At 55.2% G+C, this 24,288-nt stretch carries 23 protein-coding genes and 3 tRNA genes; 6 read left to right on the plus strand and 20 right to left on the minus strand.

The features are described 5' to 3' along the window. Positions 1-34: 34 nt before the first annotated feature. From Q9J79_RS08620 to Q9J79_RS08645, 6 genes are all read right to left on the minus strand, one after another. A tRNA-Thr gene (locus tag Q9J79_RS08620) sits at positions 35-109 on the minus strand. Positions 110-118: 9 nt separating this feature from the next. After that, positions 119-192, minus strand: a tRNA-Gly gene (locus Q9J79_RS08625). A gap of 30 nt (positions 193-222) precedes the next feature. Further along, positions 223-306: transfer RNA gene (locus tag Q9J79_RS08630), tRNA-Tyr, on the minus strand. 101 nt (positions 307-407) lie between these two features. Beyond that, positions 408-659 carry a YfhL family 4Fe-4S dicluster ferredoxin gene (locus tag Q9J79_RS08635; protein WP_002215364.1) on the minus strand — a complete coding sequence of 84 codons (252 nt, stop codon included), beginning with the start codon at positions 657-659 and terminating at the stop codon, positions 408-410. A gap of 122 nt (positions 660-781) precedes the next feature. Next, positions 782-1,351 carry a 16S rRNA (guanine(966)-N(2))-methyltransferase RsmD gene (gene rsmD, locus Q9J79_RS08640; RefSeq protein ID WP_301912025.1) on the minus strand — a complete coding sequence of 190 codons (570 nt, stop codon included), beginning with the start codon at positions 1,349-1,351 and terminating at the stop codon, positions 782-784. A gap of 88 nt (positions 1,352-1,439) precedes the next feature. Further along, positions 1,440-1,820 carry a helix-turn-helix domain-containing protein gene (locus Q9J79_RS08645; RefSeq protein ID WP_250314514.1) on the minus strand — a complete coding sequence of 127 codons (381 nt, stop codon included), beginning with the start codon at positions 1,818-1,820 and terminating at the stop codon, positions 1,440-1,442. A 142-nt stretch (positions 1,821-1,962) separates the two neighbouring features. On the opposite strand from Q9J79_RS08645, the gene Q9J79_RS08650 reads away from it, so the two are divergent. After that, positions 1,963-2,652, plus strand: a complete 690-nt coding sequence (locus Q9J79_RS08650; RefSeq protein WP_301912024.1) for a DUF3761 domain-containing protein — start codon at positions 1,963-1,965, stop codon at positions 2,650-2,652. A 116-nt stretch (positions 2,653-2,768) separates the two neighbouring features. Here the strand turns inward: Q9J79_RS08650 and topA are convergent, their stop codons facing one another. From topA to def, 9 genes are all read right to left on the minus strand, one after another. Then, positions 2,769-5,075 carry a type I DNA topoisomerase gene (topA, locus tag Q9J79_RS08655; protein WP_304685308.1) on the minus strand — a complete coding sequence of 769 codons (2,307 nt, stop codon included), beginning with the start codon at positions 5,073-5,075 and terminating at the stop codon, positions 2,769-2,771. A 71-nt stretch (positions 5,076-5,146) separates the two neighbouring features. Next, positions 5,147-5,608: a Smg family protein gene (locus Q9J79_RS08660; RefSeq protein ID WP_002215351.1), complete on the minus strand. Its 462-nt coding sequence runs from the start codon at positions 5,606-5,608 to the stop codon at positions 5,147-5,149. Positions 5,609-5,633: 25 nt separating this feature from the next. Then, on the minus strand, positions 5,634-6,821 hold the full coding sequence (dprA, locus tag Q9J79_RS08665; RefSeq protein ID WP_301912022.1) for a DNA-processing protein DprA: 1,188 nt from the start codon (positions 6,819-6,821) through the stop codon (positions 5,634-5,636). A 90-nt stretch (positions 6,822-6,911) separates the two neighbouring features. Beyond that, positions 6,912-8,186, minus strand: a complete 1,275-nt coding sequence (locus Q9J79_RS08670) for a sigma-54-dependent transcriptional regulator (RefSeq protein ID WP_301912020.1) — start codon at positions 8,184-8,186, stop codon at positions 6,912-6,914. Positions 8,187-8,190: 4 nt separating this feature from the next. After that, entirely contained in the window at positions 8,191-10,296 is a 2,106-nt protein-coding gene (locus Q9J79_RS08675) for a sensor histidine kinase (protein ID WP_301912035.1), read from the minus strand. Next, entirely contained in the window at positions 10,296-10,895 is a 600-nt protein-coding gene (locus Q9J79_RS08680) for a DUF4390 domain-containing protein (protein ID WP_301912019.1), read from the minus strand. The genes Q9J79_RS08675 and Q9J79_RS08680 overlap by 1 nt, the downstream gene beginning before the upstream one ends. Continuing rightward, positions 10,861-12,120, minus strand: a complete 1,260-nt coding sequence (rsmB, locus tag Q9J79_RS08685) for a 16S rRNA (cytosine(967)-C(5))-methyltransferase RsmB (protein WP_301912018.1) — start codon at positions 12,118-12,120, stop codon at positions 10,861-10,863. Before rsmB ends, Q9J79_RS08680 begins: the two co-directional genes overlap by 35 nt. A 78-nt stretch (positions 12,121-12,198) precedes the next feature. Beyond that, the gene (gene fmt / locus Q9J79_RS08690) at positions 12,199-13,125 is read right to left on the minus strand and encodes a methionyl-tRNA formyltransferase (RefSeq protein ID WP_301912034.1); all 927 of its coding nucleotides are present in this window, start codon (positions 13,123-13,125) and stop codon (positions 12,199-12,201) included. An 86-nt stretch (positions 13,126-13,211) separates the two neighbouring features. Next, positions 13,212-13,715: a peptide deformylase gene (gene def / locus Q9J79_RS08695; protein WP_029609881.1), complete on the minus strand. Its 504-nt coding sequence runs from the start codon at positions 13,713-13,715 to the stop codon at positions 13,212-13,214. Positions 13,716-13,899: 184 nt separating this feature from the next. Here def and Q9J79_RS08700 point away from each other — a divergent pair, with 184 nt between their 5' ends. Continuing rightward, entirely contained in the window at positions 13,900-15,129 is a 1,230-nt protein-coding gene (locus Q9J79_RS08700) for a LysM peptidoglycan-binding domain-containing protein (protein WP_301912017.1), read from the plus strand. Between the two features lie 126 nt (positions 15,130-15,255). Here the strand turns inward: Q9J79_RS08700 and Q9J79_RS08705 are convergent, their stop codons facing one another. The 3 genes from Q9J79_RS08705 to pyrB form a co-directional block, all read right to left on the minus strand. Next, positions 15,256-15,915: a DUF8453 domain-containing protein gene (locus Q9J79_RS08705; protein WP_301912033.1), complete on the minus strand. Its 660-nt coding sequence runs from the start codon at positions 15,913-15,915 to the stop codon at positions 15,256-15,258. A gap of 67 nt (positions 15,916-15,982) precedes the next feature. Beyond that, the gene (pyrI, locus tag Q9J79_RS08710) at positions 15,983-16,441 is read right to left on the minus strand and encodes an aspartate carbamoyltransferase regulatory subunit (RefSeq protein ID WP_301912016.1); all 459 of its coding nucleotides are present in this window, start codon (positions 16,439-16,441) and stop codon (positions 15,983-15,985) included. Between the two features lie 9 nt (positions 16,442-16,450). Beyond that, positions 16,451-17,371 (minus strand): aspartate carbamoyltransferase, encoded by a 921-nt coding sequence (gene pyrB / locus Q9J79_RS08715; protein ID WP_002216214.1) that lies wholly within the window; start codon positions 17,369-17,371, stop codon positions 16,451-16,453. A gap of 238 nt (positions 17,372-17,609) precedes the next feature. On the opposite strand from pyrB, the gene Q9J79_RS08720 reads away from it, so the two are divergent. Together Q9J79_RS08720 and Q9J79_RS08725 are read left to right on the plus strand one after the other, a co-directional pair. Then, entirely contained in the window at positions 17,610-18,452 is an 843-nt protein-coding gene (locus Q9J79_RS08720) for a GNAT family N-acetyltransferase (RefSeq protein ID WP_301669739.1), read from the plus strand. Then, the gene (locus Q9J79_RS08725) at positions 18,449-18,574 is read left to right on the plus strand and encodes a hypothetical protein (protein WP_301912015.1); all 126 of its coding nucleotides are present in this window, start codon (positions 18,449-18,451) and stop codon (positions 18,572-18,574) included. Before Q9J79_RS08720 ends, Q9J79_RS08725 begins: the two co-directional genes overlap by 4 nt. Before the next feature lie 47 nt (positions 18,575-18,621). On the opposite strand, the gene Q9J79_RS08730 is transcribed toward Q9J79_RS08725, so the two are convergent. Beyond that, positions 18,622-19,173, minus strand: coding sequence for a hypothetical protein (locus Q9J79_RS08730; protein ID WP_045750316.1), 552 nt, complete (start codon positions 19,171-19,173; stop codon positions 18,622-18,624). A gap of 237 nt (positions 19,174-19,410) precedes the next feature. On the opposite strand from Q9J79_RS08730, the gene pyk reads away from it, so the two are divergent. Together pyk and Q9J79_RS08740 are read left to right on the plus strand one after the other, a co-directional pair. Next, complete coding sequence (gene pyk / locus Q9J79_RS08735; protein ID WP_301912014.1) at positions 19,411-20,883, plus strand: pyruvate kinase; 1,473 nt, start codon at positions 19,411-19,413, stop codon at positions 20,881-20,883. A 201-nt stretch (positions 20,884-21,084) separates the two neighbouring features. Then, complete coding sequence (locus Q9J79_RS08740; protein WP_304685309.1) at positions 21,085-22,470, plus strand: OmpP1/FadL family transporter; 1,386 nt, start codon at positions 21,085-21,087, stop codon at positions 22,468-22,470. A gap of 82 nt (positions 22,471-22,552) precedes the next feature. On the opposite strand, the gene Q9J79_RS08745 is transcribed toward Q9J79_RS08740, so the two are convergent. After that, on the minus strand, positions 22,553-24,288 hold a 1,736-nt coding region (locus tag Q9J79_RS08745), incomplete at its 5' end, for a hypothetical protein (protein WP_304704090.1).

Below are 24,288 nucleotides of genomic sequence, written 5' to 3' on the forward strand. Positions count from 1 at the left end.
ATCTAAGCTTTAAAGAAATGAATAATCGAAGAGATGGTGCCCATGGGCAGATTTGAACTGCCGGCCTCTCCCTTACCAAGGGAGTGCTCTACCCCTGAGCTACATGGGCCTAATTGTTTGGAGCGGGTGAAGGGAATCGAACCCTCACCGTAAGCTTGGAAGGCTTCTGCTCTACCATTGAGCTACACCCGCATTACTCGCTACTGCCCCAAGTAAGAATTTTGGTGGAGGGAGAAGGATTCGAACCTTCGAAGCTTTCGCAACAGATTTACAGTCTGCCCCCTTTGACCGCTCGGGAATCCCTCCAAAAGAGAGTGCTAGTTTATTAGTGGCTCGTTTCCCCGTCAAGTTTTTTTTTCACTTTATCTTAAAACAAAAATAATATTATGTTTTTAAAAGTAATTAATTTATTTAAACTGAATTATCTTCTCGTATTTTGCCATCAGTTCATCATGGGTTTCAGGGTGTTCTTCGTCAATCAGGATGCAATCAACCGGACAAACCTGCTGGCACTGTGGCTCATCGTAGTGTCCGACGCACTGCGTGCAGAGGTTGGGGTTGATTTCGTAAATTTCCTCGCCTTGCGAGATGGCATCATTGGGGCATTCGGGTTCGCATACGTCGCAGTTGATGCACTCGTCGGTAATAAAAAGCGACATTTCTTTTCCTTTTACACTAAATTATCAAAACCGGTCGGGCGCGGATTATAGCACAAGGTTTTTTTGAACCGGACGGTTGCAAACGAATGTTTACAACTCGGAAATGATTATCAAAGCGCATATTATTCAGCCACTTGGAAAACCCTTAATTCGAATGTACTCTGCCCCGATTTCCCTTCTCTATATTCCGTCAGCCAATCGGGAATATCCGGCAGAGTACCCGCCTCGATATAGATGTATGCACCGTCATTCAGGCGTGCGCCCAATGCATTAAAAAGGCTTTCCCAACTTTGCCACGCAAACGGCGGATCAAGGAAGACGACATCGAATTTCTCTTTTAGGTTTGCCAAATAGGCAATGCCGTCCGAACAGACAATTTGCACCTGCCCCAAACCCAGTTCGCGACTGTTTTTCTCAAGGGTTTGTACCGTTTGACGGTTGTTGTCTGCAATCACGACCCGTTTTGCATGACGCGATGCCGCCTCCATACCGAGTGCGCCGCTGCCTCCAAAGAGATCCAAAACCGTTTTACCTGTCAAATCCTGTCCCAGCCAGTTAAACAGCTTTTCACGCACGCTGTCGGGTGTCGGACGCAGTCCGTCGGCGGATGTGAAACTTAATTTCCTGCCCCGGCATTGCCCGCCGATAATGCGTACCCGGTTGCTGTGTTTGGTATGTTTGCCTGCCGCCATAATCAAAAACCTGTAAGTTCAAACGGTATTATACAAGACCTGTCAAAGAATATGCCGTCTGAAAACTTTTTTCAGACGGCATATCTGTTTAAACGGTTTCGGTCAGCTTGCGGAGCAGCTCGATTTCTTTGTCTTTTTGTTCCAACATCTCTTTGTAGTGTTTCAATTCCATTTTTAACAAATCCAGCTTTACCGATGCATCCTGAGCGGTATAGATTGCAAATTCCCCGCTGTTGGTATCCACATCGTTAATCTGCAACACCATCCCGCCGCCGCCCGATTTGAGCAAGTCCCACATATCGATTTTGAAAATCTGAGCCAACTGCTCCAAACGCGGGATATTCAACTGCGTCTCGCCCCGTTCGATTTTGGCATACCCGCCCGCCGACATCGCCAGCTTTTCCGCCATATCCTCCTGCGACCATTTGTTCAATTCGCGCATCAGGCGGATTTTTTCGTGGGTTTCCATAGGCTGAACTTTCTATGTAGGTAGTTGAATTATCGGGACAGATTTTAAACTTTAGCTGACTGGCAGGCAACTCTCTTTTTGAATAACATTAACTTGCAAGACATTACATATATACACATATGTACATCATCTTGCAATGTTGTTGCAGATTACACGCTCATCCCTAGAAAGAGATAGCATTCCAATAAATTATTATGAGGTAAACATGAAAAAATTTATCTTGCTTGCAATTTTAAGCTTGACCGCATCAACTTCTTATTCTGCCAACTTAAGCACAGACTATTCCGCATGGAATGCAAAAGCCCCAGAAGTCAATTCCAAGGCGGATTTACGTGGCATCAGCTTGGAATACTTGGGCAACTCTGATTCATCTCCTGCTAAAGGATGGTATGTCCGCACCCAATACAGCACTGGGAAAATTACTGAAAACTCAGCAACCGGTAAAGTTAAAATTACCGAATTGGACGGCGGTTATAAGTACCCGATTATTGAAGGAAAGGCTGCTTATTTAAGCGGGAAGGCAGGAATAGGCTTCGCATACACAACAGTTAAAGCAAATGCCGTATCTGACAGCGTATCCCACATTACCCTTCCCGTCAGTCTCGAAGTGGGGCTTAAAGTTTCCCCCAAATTAACCGTAGCGGCAAACGCAGGTTATAAAATCGCTTGGGAACTCAGCGGTGGCTCGACCTGCCACGACGGCTGGAACAGCCCCAGCCAAGGAAAGGGAACCTGTTCGCATCATGGCGGCGTTGCGGAAACCCATAAAGAAAAAATCGGAACGGCGCGGGGTGCAACTTTCGGCTTGGGCTTGAAATATTCGTTTGACTGATTCTCTTGCAATAAAGCACTAGAGTTGTTGAAACAAATATTGAAACTTTCTAATTTACAAAATGCCGTCTGAGACTCCTTTCAGACGGCATTTCTTTCATCTCAATCCCAACCGCTTCACTCTTTCGGTGCAGGCGGTTCAATTTGCTCTTTCCAGCCGCATTCTTTTTGCGGGCAGACTTTTTCGACGCCCCAGCGTTTGGTGGTTTTGATGGTCAAGACCGGCCAATGGCAGTTCGGGCATTCTTCGGCAACGGGAGGGTTCCAAGTGGCGTAGTTGCAGTCGGGATAGGTGCTGCAACTGTAAAACAGTTTGCCATAACGGGATTTGCGTTCGACGAGGTTGCCTTTTTTGCATTGCGGACATTGGACGCCGGTGTCTTTCGGTTTTTCCAGCGGCTCGACGTGTTTGCATTTGGGGTAGTTGGCGCAACCGATGAATTTGCTGCCGGTTCGGCTGTATTTATACACCAGCCGTCCGCCGCATTTGGGGCACTCGCGCCCGTCAAGTTCCGCCTGTTCAGCTTCGGCTTTGGCGATGCGCTCGGCGGCTTCTTCGGCAGTTTCGTTCACGTTGCGCGTGTAGCTGCACTCGGGATAACCGACACACGCAACAAAACGACCCATTTTGCCGAACTTGATTTGCAGTTTGTGTTCGCCGCATTTCGGGCAGGTTTCGTCAAGTTCCTGCGTGGTAAATTTGGCGCGTTCGATGCCCTCTTTTTCTTCCACTTGCTTGATAAACGGTTTCCAGAATTTGTCCATCACGGGAATCCATTGGCGTTTGCCGTTGGCAATTTCGTCAAGCTGGTCTTCGAGTTTGGCGGTGAAGTGGTAATCGACGTATTGGGCAAAGTGTTCGGTCAGGAATTTGTTGACGATGTCGCCTGTGTCGGTGGGCATGAAACGTTTTTGCTCAAGAGTAACGTATTCGCGGTCTTTGAGCGTGGAGATGATGCTGGCGTAGGTCGAGGGGCGGCCGATGCCGTATTCTTCGAGAGCTTTAACCAGCGTGGCTTCGTTGTAGCGCGGCGGAGGGGTGGTGAAGTGTTGCTCGCCGTAGAGTTTGTCCACGGACAATTTGTCGCCTTCGCTCATTTCGGGCAGTTTTTTGCTGTCTTCGCCTTCTTCATCGTCGCTGCTTTCTTCGTAAACGCTGAGGAAGCCTGCGAAGGTTTGCACTTGTCCGGTTACGCGGAATACGCCCTTGCCGACGGTAATATCGACGGTGGTTTGGTCGAATTTGGCGGGCGTCATCTGACAGGCGACGGTGCGCTGCCAAATCATTTGATAGAGTTTGAACTGGTCTGCGCTCAGGAAGGGTTTGACGCTTTCGGGCGTGCGGTACACGGAAGTCGGACGGATGGCTTCGTGCGCTTCTTGGGCGTTTTTGGATTTGGTTTTGTATTGTTTGGCGGCACTCGGCAGATATTCTTTGCCGATTTTGTTTTCGATGTAATGGCGGATTTCGGTTAACGCTTCATCGGCCAAATTCACGCTGTCGGTACGCATATAGGTAATCAGACCGATCGCGCCCTGCCCTACGTCTATACCTTCGTAAAGCTGCTGGGCGGTACGCATGGTACGGTCGGTGGTGAAGCCGAGTTTGCGCACGGCATCCTGCTGCATGGTAGAAGTGGTGAACGGCGCGGCGGGATTGCGGCTGCGCTTTTTCTTTTCGATGGCGGTAACGACGGCCTCTTTGCCTTCTAGTTCTTTCAATACGTCGGCTTGAGCGGCTTCGTTCGGCAGGTCGAATTGTTCGAGTTTCGCGCCGTTGTATTGGGCGAGTTTGGCGGTGAACTTGCTGCGGCCTTTGCGGCTGTCGAGATGCACCGTCCAATATTCCTGCGCTTCAAACGCGCGGATTTCGTTTTCGCGTTCGCAAATCAGGCGCAGGGCGGGGCTTTGCACGCGGCCGGCACTCAAACCGCGTCGGATTTTTTTCCACAGCAACGGCGAGAGGTTGAAACCGACCAGATAGTCCAAAGCGCGGCGGGTTTGTTGGGCATCGACCAAGTCCATTTCGATTTCGCGCGGATGGGCAACGGCTTCGAGGACGGCGTTTTTGGTGATTTCGTGGAACACGACGCGCTGCGGCTTGATGTTTTTCAGGCCGCGTTTGGATTTGAGGATTTCCAAAAGATGCCAGGAAATCGCTTCGCCTTCCCTATCCGGGTCGGTTGCGAGGTAGATGTTTTCGGCTTCTTTGGCGGCGGCGACGATGGCATCGACGTGTTTGCCGTTGCGGCCGATCAATTGGTATTTCATCGCAAAGCCGTTGTCGGGATCGACCGCGCCGCTTTTGGGGACGAGGTCGCGGACGTGGCCGTAGGATGCGAGGATTTCAAAATCGCCGCCCAAATATTTTTTCAGGGTTTTGGCTTTGGACGGGGATTCGACGATTAAGAGGTTTTTCGCCATTTGTCGTTCTCTGGATGGTGGTTTTGATGCCGGCGTTTCAGACGGCCCCGGACGGGCCGTCTGAAGCCGCTTCAGTTCATCGTAGGTTTGTTGTCGAGTAAAAGCGCGCTCATCAGCTCGTCGCCGACCAACACGGGCAGCTCGCTCTTGTTTGCCCATAAAAGCAGCAGGGTCAGCACTTTGGCGGTATCTACGGTAATTTCGTCGCCGGGGATGTGCATCAGCGCGTGGATGATGATTTCCCGCTGTTCGCAGCTTACGGCTTTTTCTTCAATCAGATACTGCATCAGCCCCATCACTTCCTGCGGCAGGTTGTCGGTTTCTTCTTTGCTGTACACGCGCAATGCGCCGCTGTCGGCGGGTTCGGCGGAAAATTCCGAGCTGTTGAGCAATACTTCCATCATCATCAGGGTGTTGCCGATTTCCATGGTATCGAAACCCGCTTCTTCGAGCAGCATACCCAAATCTTCGGGCGGCGGACAGGTATCGAAATCTTGGAAATGTTCGATGAGGTAGGCGATGACTTCGGTCATTCGTGTTCCTTAATATAAAGTGCGTTCAAGTTCGGATACGCTGGTATCTGCCGCCGGGCATTGCGGCAACGCTGCCGTCCAATTCCAATTCCAACAGTGCGGCATACAAATCTGCGGCAGGCATAGCGAGCTGCCCGGCAAGCACGTCGGGATGGACGGGGTCGAAACCCATTTTATCCAGTATGCCGCCGTGGGCTGTGCCGCCTGCCGCCCCTTCAGACGGCATTTTTGCGGCAGGCGGCGGGACGGATACCGTCTGAACGGCGCGGCGGCCCGTGTCGGGCGTATCCTTATTTATAGAATATGACGAAGCACCCGTATTTTGCAATAGCCCCGGGCATTCGTTCAGGATGTCGTCCAAACATTCCGTCAGTTTCGCGCCGTCTTTAATCAGTTTGTGGCAGCCTTTGCTGTGGGGGTTGTCTATCGAACCGGGTACCGCCATCACCTCGCGCCCCATCTCCGCCGCCAATCTGGCAGTAATCAGAGAACCGGATTCCAAGGCGGCTTCAACCACCAGCGTTACTTGCGACAGGGCGGCAATCAGGCGGTTGCGGCGCGGAAAATTGCCGGCATACGGCCGCGTACCGATGGGGAACTCGCTGACAATCAATCCTTTTTCGGCGATTTCATAGGCAAGGTTTTTATTGGACGGCGGGTAAATGCGGTCTATACCCGTCCCCCACACGGCGATGGTGCCGCCTTCTGCCTCCAGTGCGCCCTGATGGGCGGCGGTGTCGATGCCCGAAGCCATACCCGACACGACGGGAATGCCTTTCCCACCCAACGCCCTGCCGAAATCTTTGGCAATCCGCATTGCCTGCGGCGTGGCATAGCGGCTGCCGACGATGGCGGCGGAAGGCTTGTGCAGCAGCCGCACGTTGCCGCGCAAAAACAAAACCGGCGGCGCGGTCAGCCCCTGTGCCAGCATTTCGGGGAAATCTTCATCCTGAAGCAGCATCAGACGGCATCCGTCCCGCATTTCCCATTCCAACGCCGCTTCTGCCGCCTGCCGCGCCAAGGCGCGTTTTTCCGCATTGCGCCAAGCCTCAAGCGCCTGCTTGTGCCGCACCGCCGGGGCGATCTGTTCCGCCGGTGCGGACAGGGCGTTTGACGCGCTGCCGAAACGGCGCAGCAGCAGCAGGAAACTCTCCGCGCCGATATAGGGCGTAAACGCCAATTGCAGCCACGCGAAACGTTCGTCCTCTGTCATAAAATCCGTCCCCTTACGATTTCAGACGGCATTTGCACCAAATGCCGTCTGAACACAGAAGCCCGCAGCCGGAAAACCGGCCGTCCGGGCCTATTCTTCGGTTTTTTCCCCCGCACGGCGCGAAACGCCGATGCCGAGCTGTTTGAGTTTGCGGTAAAGGTGCGTGCGTTCCAATCCGACTTTCTGCGCCACTTGGCTCATATTCTGACCTTCTTGGGCGATGTGGTACTCGAAATAACGCCGCTCCACCGCCTCCCTCAATTCGCGCAGGGGCAGGTTGAAGTCGAACCCGCACGCCATATGCCCCGTTCCGTCGTCAGGCGCGCCGCGCCCCAGTGCCGAAGAAGCCGCGCCGATACCGATTTCCTGCCCGTCCGCTTCCAGCAGCAGCGTTGTGACGACGTTTTGCAACTGCTCGAAATTCCCCGGCCAGTCGTAACGGGACAATACGGCCAGCGCATCTTCACCGAATGCGGCGGGCGCAATCTTTTGGCTTTCCGCCACCTCGCAGGCAATCCCCTGAATCAGGAAGGGAATGTCTTCATGCTGCATACGCAGGGGCGGAATGCGGACGACCGAATCCGGCGGGAAACCTGCCGCTTTTTCTTCGCCCCCGCCGTCCGAACCCGCCGGCCGACCGTACGCTGCGACCAGCCTGACGCGGCAGCGTTCCGCCTTGCCGGCGATAAAGGCGATGCCGTCCCGGATGTTGCGTCCGTATCGCGCGATATCGCCCGCATATAAGACACCGCCTTCCGCCTTTTTCAGCAGCTCCATCGGCATATCGGCCAGATATTCCGCCTTTGCCGGGATGACCCACGGCGTGCCGTTTTTATGGAAATAGCGCGCCACGGTTTCAAACGGCGAACCCGCCTCGCCCGTCAGGAGGACGGGAGATGTGCGTTTTGCCGCCGCCCCGACTTCGCGGTTCATTTCCTGGATTGCCGCGCTGCTGCCCAGCTTGTCGAACACGGGGCCCTCTTCCGCCTGCGCCGCGCCGTGCTTCAACGCGTTTTCGACCGCAGACAGCAGTTTTTGCAGGGAAATCGGTTTTTCCAAAAAATCGATCGCGCCGATTTTGGTCGCCTCCACGGCGGTATCAATGCTGGCGTGCCCGCTCATCATCACCACCGGCATATTGAGCTGCCCGTTTTTCGCCCACTCCTTCAAAAGGGTGATGCCGTCGCAATCGGGCATCCAAATATCCAGCAGCACCATCGCGGGGCGCGCCTGATGGCGCAGCTTGCGCGCCTCTTCGGCATTTTCCGCCAACGCGACCGAATAACCTTCGTCCTGCAGGATTTCCGACAGCAGGTCGCGGATGCCGATTTCGTCGTCTACAATTAAAATATCGCTGCTACGCATAAATTTATACCGTTTTTGGCAAGATGATTCTGACACACGCGCCGCCCGCATCCTGATTGCTCAAACTGATGCGGCCGCCGTGTTCTTCAATGATTTTTTTCACCACGGGCAGACCCAATCCCGTTCCCGCCGGTTTGTCCGTCACATACGGCTCGAAAGCGTTGTGCAGCATTTCTTTGCTAAAGCCTTTGCCGTTGTCGCAAACCGTCAGGACAATCCGTCCGTCCTGCCCCGCTTCCGATTTTACCCTGACTTCGGGCATATCGGCTTCTTCCGCCGCTTCGGCGGCATTTTTGAAAATATTGTGCAGCACCTGCCGCATAGCGGTCGTATCCGCCGCCACCATCAGCGGTTCTCCGGCAAGTTCCGCCGCAAACCGGCACGGGCCGGCCTCATACAATGCCAACACATCGCCGATTAAGGCGTTCAAATCCTGATTTTCCAATTTGAGCGACGGCGCGCGCGCGTAATTGCGGAATGCCTCGACCATTTCTTTTAACGCCGCCACCTGTTTGATGATGGTGTCGGTCGAACGCGTCAGGATTTGCGCGTCCTGCTCGTCCAGCTTCCCGCCCAATTTCCACGCCAGCCGTTCGGCGGAAAGCTGGATGGGCGTGAGCGGATTGCGGATTTCATGTGCCAGACGTTTGGCCACTTCGCCCCACGCCGCTTCTTTTTGCGCGTGTATCAATACGGTGATGTCGTCAATCACCATCACCACGCCCTTGCCGTTGTCTTCGGGCAATACCGTCGCCTTGCCCAGCAGGATTTTGGCATCGTCCGGCGCGGCATATTCCACCTGGACCGGTTTGTCCGTACCTGCCGCCGCGCCGATGGCGGCAAACACTTCGGCAAGCAGGGACTGCTGCGCCGAAACGCCGTGCCAACCGTGCCGGCTGCTGCCCCACAGGGGGGCGAGCGGCATCCCCAAAATCTGTTCCGCCGTCTTGTTGAAGGTTTTCAGACGGCCTTTTTCGTCAAACACCACCACGCCCGTGGTCAGCCCCTCCAGCACGCATTCGAGATAATGTCTGGCGGCTTCTTCGCGCCTCCTGTTGCGCTCGTCCGCTTCTTTGGCGATGGACAACTGCTCGGTCATATGGTTGAACAGTTTGGTCAAACGCCCGAACTCATCATTGCGTAAAACAGGACGGGTTTGGCTGAAATCGCCTTGCGCCACCGCCTTCGCCCCCTCGGCAAGCGATAGGACGGGTTCGACGAAACGGCGGGCGAAATACAGCGCCATCACCAGTGCAAGAAAAATCGACAGCAGCGAGGCAATCAGCAGGGTTGCCAGGAAAAAGGTCTGCAAACCCTTTTTGCTGTAACTCAACTCGGCATATTTCGCCCGCGCCTTTTCGATTAAGACGGCATCCTCTGCCACGTCTTTGGGAATCGGCTGGCGGAAAAACAGGGCGTAATCGCGCCCGTTGTGCGTACCCGCCGACAGCCAGCCCTGCGCGTACAATACGCCGCCTATGCTTTCCAAATCCCTGACCGAACCCGCCTGTTGGATTTTTTCCCAACGCGCCTTATCCGGAAACGGCTGATCGAGCTTGTGCGGGTTGATGCTTTTTTCGATTTTGCCGCTTGCGGCATTGTAAAGGGACAACTGGGTAAAGCTGCCGGCGTAATGTTCCAGCACCCTGCCCATATCCCCGGGCAGGGAAGCCGCGCCGATGAGGTCTATCTGCACAGGAACGGCGTTGCCGAGGGCGTTGTCTGCCGCCAGGTTCAATGCGGACTTGCTCAAATTGAGGCTGCGTTCGAGGGCTTCGTGGGTATCGTTGCCGAACCACGAATTAATCGTGCCGTTGATAAACTGTGCGGAAACGCCGAACAGGAACACGCCGGGCAATACGGCGACCAGCGTGAACATCCCGGAAAGGCGTTTGGCAATCTGCGAACCGAATACGCCGTCGCGCCTGTCTTTCAACAGCAATATGACATAACGCGCCAAAACGGCGGACAACACCAACAGCAGCATTGCGCTGAACGCGACTATCCACCAGAAATAATCCGCCAGCGAACTGGCACTGCCGGTTGCCGCCGTCAGTCCGTACAACAGGACGACGGCGCATATGGCTGCGATCGGTAGGAAGCGGCGCATTATTTGTTCCCGATGATGTTTAGAGGTTTCCAACCCGAATCCAAATGCCAGTTTTTAGCAGTCAATGCGTTGATTTGGAAGGGCTTGGGCAGTTTCGCCGTGGACAGCGTCAGGCGGATTTCGGCTTTGGTTTCCCCTGCTTCTGCACCGGACAGCGCGCCTTTGTTCAGGACTTTCCAGTTGGCAACCGCGCCGGTCGCGCGCAATGCCGCACCCAAAGTGTCGTAGTCTGTCGAAAACGCGCCGACGGTAACGCGGTAGCGGTTGGTCAGCGGATGGAAACTCAGTTTGTAGTCAATATTGTCGTCATCGCCGATCAGTTGCCCCAATTTAAACCGATAAGAAGCGATTGTCGGGGCGGAAAGCTGCCAGCTTAAGGTAAAGTTGAGCGGCACGCCCCTGCGCAACGCCTGTTGGAGCTGGTCGGGCAGCTCGGTTTGGAAGCGGCTGCTGATGGAAAGCCGCCCGCCGTCGGTTATCCTCGCTTCGGCGCGGGTCGCGGCAATGCCCTCCGCCGCCGCGTCCGGCAAAACGGAAAGCATCGGCAGCAGCACAAGCCATTGTTTAATGCTTTTGAATAAGCGCGTAATAAAAGCCATCTTGGTGTTTGTTCGGTAAAAGCACCCGCGATTCGATCGGTTCGGCATCGGCATGGCGGTTGAGGAATTTTTGCAGTTGCCCGTCGTTTTCTTCGACGAACACGGAACAGGTGGCAAGCAGCATTCTGCCGCCCTGTTTCAGCGTCTGCCAAAGTGCGTCCAGCAGGGCTTCCTGCTGGCGGGCGGTTTTGAGCGCGTCGGTCGGACGGCGCAGCCATTTCACGTCGGGATTGCGCCGCGCCACGCCGGAAGCGGTGCACGGCACGTCGGCAAGGATTGCGTCGAAAGGCTTTCCATCATACCACGCCGCCAAATCCCGCGCATCGGCACACGCCGCCGATGCCGTCTGAAAGCCCAGACGCGTAATATTGTCCTCCACACGCTTCAGACGGCCTGCATCGATATCCAAGGCGGTAACGCGGCAATCCGCCAATTCCAAAATATGCCCCGTCTTGCCGCCCGGCGCGGCGCACGCGTCCAAAATCCGTTCGCCGTCTTTCGGGTTAAGAAGATACGCCGCCTGCTGCGCGCCGAAGTCCTGTACCGAAACAATGCCGTCTGAAAAACCGGGCAGGCGGTTTACCGGCACGGCTTCTTCCAACGTAACCGCATATTCGTCCAACGCCTTAGCCGCGATACCTTCCGCCACCAGTTTTTCCAAATAGCTTTCAGCATTGCCGTGTCGGCGGTTGACGCGCAAAGTCATCGGCGGATGCGATTGCAGCGCGGCGGTGATGTTGTGCCAGTGTTTCGGATAATGGTTTTTCAGGTAGGCAACCCACCACAGCGGCAGGTTGTGTTTCGCCACATCGTCTTTTTTACAGGAAGCCGCAAGCTTGTCGCGTTCGCGCAAAAAGCGGCGCAAAACCGCGTTGGCAAACGAACGGTACTGCCCGCGTCCGATTTTGGCTATGCTTTCAACAGCTTCGTTAACCACGGCGTGCGGCGCGTTGCGCGTGTAATGAAGTTGGTACAACGCCGCCAAAAGCAGGCTTTCGAGCTGCGGATTGCCAATCGGTTTTTTCAGCATCTGCGCGAGCATATGTTTCAAACTGCCCAGATAACGCTGGCAGCCGTAGGCGATGTCCTGCAACGCGCCGTTTTCCTGCACTGTAAGGTCGGGATGCGCCGCGCGGATGTGCGCCAACACGTCCTGAAGGTTACGTCCTTCGGCAACCGCCGCAATGCTGTCGGCGGCAAGTTTTTGGGCAAGTGCCATACTCATATTATGTGATTCGCTTTCTTCAACTGATGGTTTCAGACGGCATTCCCGTTTGCGGATCGGAATGCCGTCTGAAGGGATTTACAGCTTCGTCCCTGCTTCGATATGCCGTCCCGCCGCAAACGCCGCGATATTCATACGCCTGCCGCCGGCGAGCTGCAATTCGGTAATCTTCAGCGCGTTTTCGCCGCAGGCAACGACCAAACCGTCCGCCGAACAGGACAACACTTCGCCTGCCGCGCCTTGTTGCGCCACCACTTCCGCCCGCCGGATTTTCATCGGCTTGCCCTGATACTCAACCCACGCGGCAGGCACGGGGTTGAAGGCGCGGATTTTGCGTTCGATAACCGCCGCGCTTTCGCTCCAATCGATACGCGCTTCTTCTTTGCTTAGTTTTTGGGCGTAAGTAACACCTTCTTCGGGCTGTTTGACCGCGTTCAGACGGCCTTTGCTTTGAAGCTGTTGCAAATCGGCAACAACCGCCGCCGCACCGATTTCCATCAGCGCGTCGTGGACTTCGTTCGCCGTATCGTCCGGACGGATGGCGTAGCGGTGTTCGCTGACCACATCGCCGGTGTCCAAACCGATGTCCATCTGCATAATGCACACGCCGGTTTCGGCATCGCCGGCTTCAATCGCGCGCTGAATCGGCGCCGCGCCGCGCCAACGGGGCAGCAGCGAGGCGTGGATATTGAGGCAGCCGTGTTTGGGTGTATCCAACACGTCTTGCGGCAGAATCAAACCATACGCGGCAACCACCATTACGTCTGCCTCGACCTCTTTGAGCATTTGCAGGGCTTCGGCGTTGTTGCGCAGCTTTTCGGGCTGTTCGACGCGCAAACCGAGTTCCAGCGCGGCTTGTTTGACGGGCGGGGCAGTCAGTTGCATACCGCGCCCTTTCGGACGGTCGGGCTGGGTCAGCACCAGCGGGATTTCAAAACCGGCGGCGGCAACGGCTTTTAAGGCGGCGGCGGCAAAATCGGGCGTGCCGGCAAAGATGACTTTCATAGCGTGTTCCTGCGTGTGCGTAAAGTTGTCGGATAATGCCGTGCCGTCTGAAAACCTTGCAGCGTTCAGACGGCACGGCAAAAGGGTCAAATCGTATGTTTCTGACGTTTTTTCAGCTTGGTCTTAATCCGTCCCTGCTTGAGTTGGGAAAGGCGTTCGACAAACACGATGCCCATCAGGTGGTCCAACTCGTGCTGCACGCAAATCGCCAGCAGACCGTCCGCCTCCAGCGTGAACTTTTCGCCTTTTTCGTTCAAAGCCTCGACCTTGACGCGTTCGGCTCGGGTTACGGTGTCGTAAATGCCCGGCACGGACAGGCAGCCTTCTTCGTAAGTGGTTTCACCGTCTTTTTCGACAATGACGGGGTTGATGAACACGCGCGGTTCACTGCGGTCTTCGGTCAAATCCATCACGACCACGCGCTCGTGCACATCGACCTGCGTCGCCGCCAGCCCGATGCCGCGCGCCTCGTACATCGTTTCAAACATATCGGCAACCAGCTTTTGGATGCGCTCGTCAACTTGTTCGACAGGCTTTGCCACCGTGTGCAGACGCTCGTCGGGATATTGGAGGATATTCAGTAAAGCCATAATTTTCTCTTTCCGTCGGCAGATACGCCGCCTGTTTTTCATAATTACCGTGATGGTGCGGATAATTCGATGTTAAAATGCGAAACATTTATTATCATGCGGCACGTTCCGAAAAGACCGCCGCCGCTTTTTCCAACCCAATCAGGCAAGACAAACCGAAATTTATCAGATAAGGGGAACGGTTATGCAACGTCGTATTATAACCCTGCTCTGCGCGGCAGGTATGGCATTCTCAACACAAACTTTGGCGGCAAATCTGAAGGTGCGCCCGAACGCGCCGCAACGCTACACGGTCAAACAGGGCGACACCCTGTGGGGCATTTCGGGCAAATACCTGTACAGCCCGTGGCAATGGGGCCGCCTGTGGGGTGCGAACCGCAGCCAAATCCACAATCCCAACCTGATTTATCCGGGTCAGGTTTTGGTGTTGCGCTACGTCAATGGCGAACCGCGCCTCAGCCTGGAACAGACAGACGGCATCCCCGTCGTCAAAATGAGTCCGGATAAGGAAGTGTCCGGATACGGCATCCCTGCCGTCAATGTCAACTTCTACCGCATCTTTATGCAGCACCCGCAAATCGTTTCCCGCAAAGAAACCGCCGCCGCTCCGCGCCTGGTTTCGGGCCCGGAAGGCAGGCTGCTGTACACCAAAGGCACTAGGGTTTACACCAAAGACCTGAAAGAACCGGGCCGCTACCTGACCTACCGTATCAATAAAAACATCACCGATCCGGATACGGGTAAATTCCTCGGGCAGGAAGTCGCATTCGGCGGCATCGTGCGCTCCCTCGACTATACCGACTCCGCCCTCGGACAACGCTCCGAACAGGCTGAAGAACGGCTGAAAGACAACGAATACTATACCCGCACCCATCCTTTGATTACCCCGCTGCGTACCCATTCGATACAGCCGCTGGTGGTTGAAACCGCCATTTCCGAAATACAGCAGGGCGACTACCTGATGAAAATGCCGGAAGACACCGACCGCTTCAATATGGTGCCGCACGAGCCCTCCCAACCGGTTCAGGCGAAAATCGTTTCCGTGTTTGAAGGCGCGGGGGTCGGCGGACAGTTCAAAACCATTACGATAGACAAAGGCGGGGACGACGGTTTGGACAAAGGCGCGGTTTTGAGCCTCTACAAACGCAAGAAAACGATGCAGGTCAACCTCTCCAACAATTTGGCAGAAGAACCCAAAAGCAGGGATACCGTCGAACTGATTTCCACTCCTGCCGAAGAAGTGGGCCTGGCAATGGTTTACCACACTGCGCCGGGACTGGCTTACGCCATTATTTTGGAAAACATCTCCGATATTTCCGAAGGCGACACCGCCGCCAATCCGGGACGGGATTTGGACAATATGCCGGACAAAAACCGCAGCCGTGTCAAAGTCAACTTCGACCGGTCCGAATAATCCTCCGACAACAATGCCGTCTGAAATATTTCCGTTTCAGACGGCATTTCCCTATCCATTGAAGTCTCCCGACCCCGAACCTGTCGGAACGGCAGGCAAAACCGAACCCGGCGTATTGGAACACCCTCAATAAAATATCCGCTTAGGCTTTTCCGATGTTTTTGAAATCTCCTGCAACGCCTGATTGAGCCCTTCCAAATCCAACGCCGTTTCCGAACTGCAGGCGTCGCCGAAGATGTTTTTATATTCCGCCGTCAGTTTCAACATCCCTTTGAACGCGCGCCCTTCCAAAGCCGCCGACAACTCGAAAATATCGGCGAACACGCGTCCGTAGGTTTCACCCGAAGCAACCGCATCCGTGCCCAATGTGAACATGTCCATTTTTGCCAACTCGGCCGCAATCACACGCGCGTCTTCATCGTCAGGCAGCACTTCCGCCTTGAACCTGACCTGTTCCGCCATCCCTTTGCCGTGGTTTTTGACCAGCAAGGCGAGCATCTGCGGTTTATGTTCCAAATACTGCAAAGAAGCGTGCAGGACGGGGTGTATGCTTTCGTTCTGTATCATTTTTTCGCGGTAGAACTTTTCCGCCTTAGCCTTTGAACGCGCCGACACGAACGCCCACGCCAGCCACACCAGCGCGACGGCGGACAATGCGGACAGAAGCGGGGGCAGCTCTTCAGTATAGGCTTTCTGATTGAACCAGATTTGCGCGGTCAAAAAACCGGCAAAGAAAATCAAAACATAAAGTATCGGTGCGAAACGGCTTTGGATAGAAGCGTGCATCATTATTCCATTTCAAGTTGGCAAAATGGCGGCAGGCAAAATTCCGCCGCCGGGCTGCGGGAATCCGTCAGGCTTCCGCCACCAAATCCCGGCTGTAGGTTTTTTCGCAGTAGTGGCATTTCAGCCGCGTCTGCCCGTTATGTTTTTTAACATAAAACCGGCTTTTGACCGGCTCGCCGTGGCTGGCGCAATTGGGGTTCGGGCAGCGGAACACTTCGGCGATTTCGTCGGGCAGATTCAAATGCCGCTTCTGCACGACCTTGAAATTGTCGATGGTATTGACCACCGCTTCGGGGGCGAACAGGGCGAGGCGGTCGGCGGCTTTGTCGTCCAAGCACACGCCTTTGATTTTGATGATGTCTTTGCTGCCTTGGGTTTTGCTGGGCAGGTTGAAGCCCACGGTTACCGCGTTGCCGTAGTGCAAAAGTTTGAACTGGCGCAGGATGGTCAGCCCCCTGCCGGCGGGAATATGGTCGATAACCGTACCTTTTTCAATGGCTTCGACACTGAGTTTCGGGGTTTCCATATCGGTTCCTCACACTTCTTCGTTCAACACCAGCGACAATATCGCCATACGCGCATAAACGCCGTTGGTTGCCTGCTCGAAATAATAGGCATGCGGCGTAGCATCGACATCGGGATGGATTTCGTCCACGCGCGGCAGGGGGTGCAGCACGCGCAGGTTCGGTTTGGCGCGGGCAAGCATGGATGCGTCGAGATTGAATTTGCCTTGGATTTTGGCAAATTCCTGTTCATCGAAACGTTCGCGCTGAACACGGGTCATATACAGGATATCCGCCCATTCCGCTGCTTCTTCCAAACTGCCGAGGATACGGTATCGGCAGCCGGCTTCGTCCAACTCTTCGGTAATGTAGTCGGGCATCGCGAGGCTGGGCGGCGAGACGAAGGCAAATTCGCAGCCCCAACGTTTCAACGCCTGACAAAGCGAATGCACGGTGCGCCCGTATTTCAAGTCGCCCGCCATTGCGATTTTGAGCTTGTCCAAACGCCCCTGCGTTTCATAAATCGTTACCAGATCCAACAAGGTCTGGCTGGGATGCTGGTTCGTGCCGTCGCCGGCGTTGATGACGGGGACGCGCGAAAACTCCGCCGCCACGCGCGCCGCGCCGTCTTTGGGATGGCGTTGGATGATTGCGTCGGTGTAGCCGGAAATGATGCGGGCGGTATCGGCAAGCGTCTCGCCTTTTTTGGCACTGGTATTCGCGCCGTCCGAAAAGCCGATGACCTTGCCGCCCAGCCGCTGCACCGCCGTTTCAAACGACAGCCTCGTGCGCGTGGACGGCTCGAAAAAGCACGAACCGATAAGTTTCCCTTCCAGCAGGTCGCCGCGCGGATGCGCCTTCAGCTTCAATGCCGTCTGAAGCAGGCATTCCAACTGTTCGCGCGACAAATCCGAAATGGAGATGATATGCTGTCTGTAAAGCGGATTAGGCATTTTTGCCTCCCTTCCGTAAAAAACCCGCGTCAGGCGGGTATCCGGTTATACGTCGTCCACGCCGCCCGTATGTTTGCGGAACAGCTTCGCAAAAGCGGCAATACGGCGCGTATTATCGCACATTTGCCGCCGCAAAGTTTTACTGCACGAATCCCGTACTTTTCAGACGGCATATCCAAACACGCCCGCATAAGCATAAGGTATAATCGCGCCAGACATTTCTTTTCAGGAAGCCGCCATGTTAGTCTGCAACCCCTACGAAGTCGTCATCCACGGCACAACGAGTTCCGGCAAGATTTTCCGTCCCAGCGACTGGGCGGAACGCCTGTGCGGCATCCTGTCCTCGTTCACCAAAGACAACCGCCTCTCCTACTCGAAATGGGTGCGTCCTATGCTGGTGGACAACATCCGCTGCGTCGCCGTCGATAAAAAACTGGAAACCGACAATCCCCAAATGTTCCGCTTCCTGATGGACTTTGCCGCCGACAACGACCTGCGCGTCATCGACTGCAAAGCCCTGCTCGAAGAACGCGAACAGGGCGGACAAAACGACCCTACCGACGAGCGCGTCCTGCTGGCACAGGCAATCGAAGAAAAACACGCCGCCGAGAAAGCACAGGAACAGACCGTCTCGGGCGCATCCTACGTTTTACGCGAAATCGGCGCGGACGACACCGCCACCGCCTTTGCAGCCTTGAGCGTTTTGCGTTCCGCCCTGACCGACATCAACCGCTTTACCGAACAGATCAACAAAACCCAACGCCCCCAAGGCTACCGCCTGCTGGGTATTTTTGAAGAAGGCAAACACAACGCCGTCGCCGTCTGCGGCTTCCGCGAAGCCTGCAACCTCGCCAGCGGCCGACATATCCATATCGACGACATCGTTACCCTGCCGCAAAGCCGCCGCAAAGGCTACGCTTCGCGCCTGCTGGAAGAAGTCCGCAAAATCGGCGCGGAAACAGGGGTAACCAAAATCCACCTCAACGTCCACGTCAACCACGACCGTGCCGACGCGCACCGCCTGTATTTCAAAAACGGTTTTGAAATCTGCGCCTACCACTTCCGTTGCGACCCCAAATGAAAACACTCCTCCTCATCTGCACCCTGTCGGCACTCGCCGCCTGCGCCACCCCATCCGGACAAGGCGGCACTCAGGTTTACGGCGAAATCAAAGCCGGTATCGAAACCCGGCACGCCCACTGAAAAATGCCGTCTGAAGCCCTTTCAGACGGCATTTTAAAATACGCGCCCTATCCGTCCGCCTTGCCCGCGCCCCCTGCCTTTGCCGCCCTGCCCGATGCCGTCTGAAGCCTGAACCGCCCCACCAGCCCGATGACGCACGACACCGCCGGAAAGGGCATACACAAAGCCGTCAGCACATAACGCGCATTCCCCGTATTGACCACGTCCGCGCCCTTCAGCAGCAGCGGCAGCGCGTTCGCCCACTCCCACAGCGAAGGCGCGCTGAACGCCAATACCGCCACCAGCCCCAACATCCGGAACACCCCGATTTCCAAGACCTGCCGCCGCCGCACCGAACGGTTGAGCAGAAACACAACCGCCAACCCGAAACAGACCACCGCCGCCATCCCCCCGTTGGCGACAATCTGCAAACTGTTGAACGCAATATCGGGCGTAACCGCCAGCACGCCTTCCGAATCCGGCACGGCACGCTGCAAATCCAAACCCTGCAACACGTTCAACACAAAACCGTAGATCAAATCAAAAAACACCACGCCTATCGGCAAAGCACTCAAAACCCGCCACATCTTCCTGTCCGACCAACCGTTCAAAACTTTCATTTTACCCGACCGCGCAAGCCGCCGAACAAAAAATAAATTTAGCCTAAGTCATAAAACCGTGTAATTTTGCACCAAAAAAGGCGGTTTGCAGGTAAAATATCAAACCATTAATTTAAATCATATTTTTACAGAATATTCCACCGCGTTCATCAAATGGACATCAAACCGGTTCCAAATTTCTGTAATTTTGCAACAAAATACCGCAGAACACCCGATTGAGACCGAAAGGACTTTCATATGAACCAGACAAGCCGCGATCTGACCCGCATCAGCCACAACACCAAAATCGTCGCCACCCTTGGGCCGGGCAGCAACAACGTCGAACTGTTGGAAGACATGATCCGCGTCGGCGGTCTGAACGTCGTCCGCTTCAACTTCAGCCACGGCACGCCCGAATTCCATCAGGAAAACGCCCGCATCGTGCGCGAGGCGGCAAAACGCGCCGGACAGGAAATCGCCATCATTGCCGACCTGCAAGGGCCGAAAATCCGCGTGGGCAAAATCGCCGGCGGCGGCATCGAATTGAACAAAGGCGAAACACTGGTACTGGATGCCGCGCTCGAAGGCGAAGGCACGCGCGAGGCGGTCGGTTTGGACTACCGCGACCTGCCCGACGACGTTGCCGCAGGCGATGTCTTGTGGCTGGACGACGGCCTGCTGACCCTGACCGTGGAATCCGTCGAAGGCAGCAGGATTCTCACAAGGGTGGAAAACAGCCACGTCCTGAAAAGCAACAAGGGCATCAACAAACGCGGCGGCGGTTTGTCCGCAGGCGCGTTGACCGAAAAAGACTTCCGCGACCTGAAAACCGCGATTGCCATCGGTTGCGACTACCTCGCCATCAGCTTTGTGAAATCCGCCGAAGATTTGCACATCGCGCGCGCCAAAGTCGAAGAGGAAATGAAGGGCAGCACGGCCGTGCGCCCCGGTTTGGTTTCCAAAATCGAACGCGTGGAAGCGATTGAAAACTTGGACGAAATCATCCTCGCCGGCGACGGCATTATGGTTGCGCGCGGCGACTTGGCGGTCGAAGTCGGACACGCCGCCGTCCCCGCCCTGCAAAAACGGATGATCCGCCGCGCCCGCGAGTTGCGCCGCTTCAGCATTACGGCGACGCAAATGATGGAATCGATGATTACCAACCCCGTGCCGACCCGCGCGGAAGTCAGCGATGTGGCAAACGCGGTATTGGACGGTACCGATGCGGTGATGTGTTCCGCCGAAACCGCCGTCGGCGCGTATCCGTTTGAAACCGTCAGCCAAATGGCAATTATCTGCGCGGCTGCGGAAAAAGAGCAGGATTCGCTCAACGGCGTTGCCGAACAGGCGGAGTATCCCGAAGCGGTCAGCACCAACCTGGCGGTTGCCGGCGGCGCGGTCAGCGTGGCGCGCGCGGTTCACGCCAAAGCCATCGTCGCCCTGACCGAAAGCGGTTCGACCGCCTTTGAAATCAGCCGCCACAACATCACCCTGCCGATTTTCGCGCTGACCCCGAGCGTTTCCGCCCAACGCCGTATGGCGATGTACCGGGGCGTGCGCCCGCTGATTTTGGCAACCAGTACCGACCACGACACGGCGTTGAACGAAGTCGAAACCATGCTGGTGGAACACAACATCCTGCATTCCGGCGACCAGTACATCATCACCAGCGGCTCGCAAATGCGCGAATCCGGTTCGACCAATACGCTGGAAGTGCTGCGCGTCAAATAATCCGCCCTGAGTGGGAAATGCCGTCTGAAGCCGATGCCCGGGGCTTCAGACGGCATTTTTTGCGGCGGCGCGGCGGTTCGGGCAAACTCTGAAAAAATTGTGCAAATTCGGCAACGTGGTATAGAATTGAGTGTCTATACTAAAGAGAAACAAGGCATTTAACTGCCTTTTTTATTTGTCTGCCCTTTTACGGAAACTGAAATGACCCCTTCCACACTGAAAAAAACCGTCCTGCTGCTCGGCACTGCCTTTGCCGCCGCATCCGTCCACGCATCCGGCTACCACTTCGGCACACAGTCGGTCAATGCGCAAAGCACGGCGAATGCCGCCGCCGCAGAAGCCGCCGACGCATCGACCATCTTCTACAACCCTGCCGGCCTGACCAAACTCGACAGCAGCCAGATTTCCGTCAACGCCAACATCGTGCTGCCCAGCATCCGTTATGAAGCGGATTCCGCCACCGACTTTACCGGGCTTCCCGTCCAAGGTTCGAAAAGCGGCAAAATCACCAAAACCACGGTTGCGCCCCACATCTACGGCGCATACAAAGTCAACGACAATCTGACCGTGGGCTTGGGCGTATACGTCCCCTTCGGCTCTGCCACCGAATACGAAAAAGATTCCGTGTTGCGCCACAACATCAACAAACTCGGTCTGACCAGCATCGCCGTCGAACCTGTCGCCGCGTGGAAACTCAACGACCGCCATTCCTTCGGCGCAGGCATCATCGCCCAACATACTTCCGCCGAACTGCGTAAATATGCCGACTGGGGGATTAAAAATAAAGCGCAAATGCTGCCGTCCAATCCCGCCGGTGCCGCCGCCATTCAGGCCGACGGACACGCCGATGTCAAAGGCAGCGATTGGGGCTTCGGCTACCAACTGGCGTGGATGTGGGACATCAACGACCGCGCGCGCGTGGGCGTGAACTACCGTTCCAAAGTTTCACACACACTCAAAGGCGATGCCGAATGGGCGGCAGACGGCGCGGCGGCGAAAGCAATGTGGGGAACTCCACTTGCGAACCTCGGCTACACGGCGAATGAAAAAGCCCGTGTCAAAATCGTAACGCCTGAGTCTTTGTCCGTACACGGCATGTACAAAGTGTCCGACAAAGCCGACCTGTTCGGCGACGTAACTTGGACGCGCCACAGCCGCTTCAATAAGGCGGAACTGGTTTTTGAAAAAGAAAAAACCATCGGTATGAACAAAAAATCCGACCGCACCACCATCACGCCCAACTGGCGCAACACCTACAAAGTCGGATTCGGCGGTTCTTATCAAATCAGAGAACCGCTGCAACTGCGCGCCGGCATCGCTTTTGACAAATCGCCTGTCCGCAACGCCGACTACCGCATGAACAGCCTGCCCGACGGCAACCGCATCTGGTTCTCCGCCGGTATGAAATACAATATCGGTAAAAACCACGTCGTCGATGCCGCCTACACCCACATCCACATCAACGACACCACCTACCGCACGGCGAAGGCAAGCGGCAACGATGTGGACAGCAAAGGCGCGTCTTCCGCACGTTTCAAAAACCACGCCGACATCATCGGCCTGCAATACACCTACAAATTCAAATAAACGTTCCACCGTTTGAATGTAGAAATGCCGTCTGAAACAGATTTCCGTTTCAGACGGCATTTTTATCCGGCAGCCGATACGCCTATCTCGGTATTCGGGAGAATATATACAGAACCTCCTTCATATCAAAATGGTAGGGACGCTCGGGCAACAGGACGGCAGCAGGCAGCTTGGTGATGCCGTTCAAACCGCGCGGGAACAGCGCGATCCGCTCTTTGCCCTTTTCCGCATAATCTGCTTTGCGGTTGTGGACGGAAACGGCTTCGCGATGGCGGTAAAGCAGCGTGTTCATTTCGATATAGGCTTCGTTGTGGATGGCTGCCGACTGTTTCTGCAACACATCCAACCGCCTGTTGAGCTTGTCGTTGGTTTTCATCAGCCTGTTGAAGAACGACGGTTGCTCCTGCAGTTTGGCGGTACAGGCTTCGATACTTTCCGATACCGGCCCGAACTGTTCGAGGTATTTTTCCAGACAGTTTTCCAAGTCGGTCAGGCAGCCGGCCATCTTGCGGGAAAATTCTTCTTCCGGCTTTCCCTGCCGAATGGACAATATCTCGCGGCGGCGGTCTTCCATTGCGGAAATATAGGCGTTCATGCGGTCGGACATATTTTCCGCATCCCTGCTCATCCACAGCGCGGGCAGCAGGCGGAAGTTTTCAAACGAATTGAAGATGCCGCCGAAAGACTGGCGGAAGGCGATATAAATATATTTCAAATCTTCCTCGCCCTTCGCCATACGCGTCAGGCAATAGTAGAACGGATCGAGGACGGTGTCGCCCAACAGCCGCTCGAATTGGTCCAATCTGGCGGCAATCGCCTGCGTGCGTTCGACTTGCGCGGGGAACGGCGAAAACAGCAGCGGCAGGGCTTTTTTGTCGTAGTTTTCCTCTATCCTGTCCATCATATCGATGATTTCCCAGCTCACGCCGGATTGCAGCGAAAGAATCTGTTTCAAACCGTTGGCAAAACGCAGGGCATCATTCTGAGTGATGTTGCGGACGGGGATATGGATGGCGGTGTAATAGCGGTTGTAGCTGGTATAAAGTTTGTCTTCCGACAGGAAGCGGCGCAGGGAAAACGGAATATCGTCGGTGTAATAAGGCGCGATGGCAAACAAGTATTTCGACGTTCGGATAACTTCCAACTGGCGGGCGCGCTGTTCGGCAAACAATACTTTGTCAAACACCGGTTCGGGCATCTGCTTCACTTCGCGCGGGCGCATCATCGGAAAACTGTTGCCGAGCAGGTGCGATTTTAGGAACACTTCGCAGATATAGGTGCAGATGATGTCCGAATCGAGATTGCGGGTATTTTCGGGGATTTCCCATTTGGTTTTGTTTTTCAATACCGCAGCGGCGGCGTAAATAAATTCGGTTTTCAGAATCTGTTTGAAATTTTCCCGTGCGCGCTTGCCCCCGGTATCGACGTTTTTGATAACGGACAGCACGCTTTCGAGAATGTCGGCAATATAAACCGGCGATTCGCATTGCGCCAATACATCCAGGCGTTCCGCGATATGCCCCGCCAGCCGTTTGAGGTCGGGGATGGGAATGTCTGCCGCCAGCGATGCGAACGAAATGCGTTTTTTGGGAAGGCAAGTGAAAGAACCGTCGGCTTCGTTATAGCCTATGCCTTTTCGGGAAAGGATTTGCGTACAGGCGGCCTGCCCGGCTTCGGGAGAAAGTGTTTTGAAGATTTCTGTCAGATTTTCCTGCCAATGGCAGTCGAGTTCGGGAAGGATTTGATTGAGTCTGAAACGGACGGCGTAAGGGATAGGGTCTTGCTCGAAATATTCATTTTGCGGGGGGGGGGGGGGGG

This window comes from Neisseria viridiae (assembly GCF_962747995.1).
In the GTDB taxonomy this organism is placed as follows: Bacteria; Pseudomonadota; Gammaproteobacteria; order Burkholderiales; family Neisseriaceae; genus Neisseria; species Neisseria viridiae.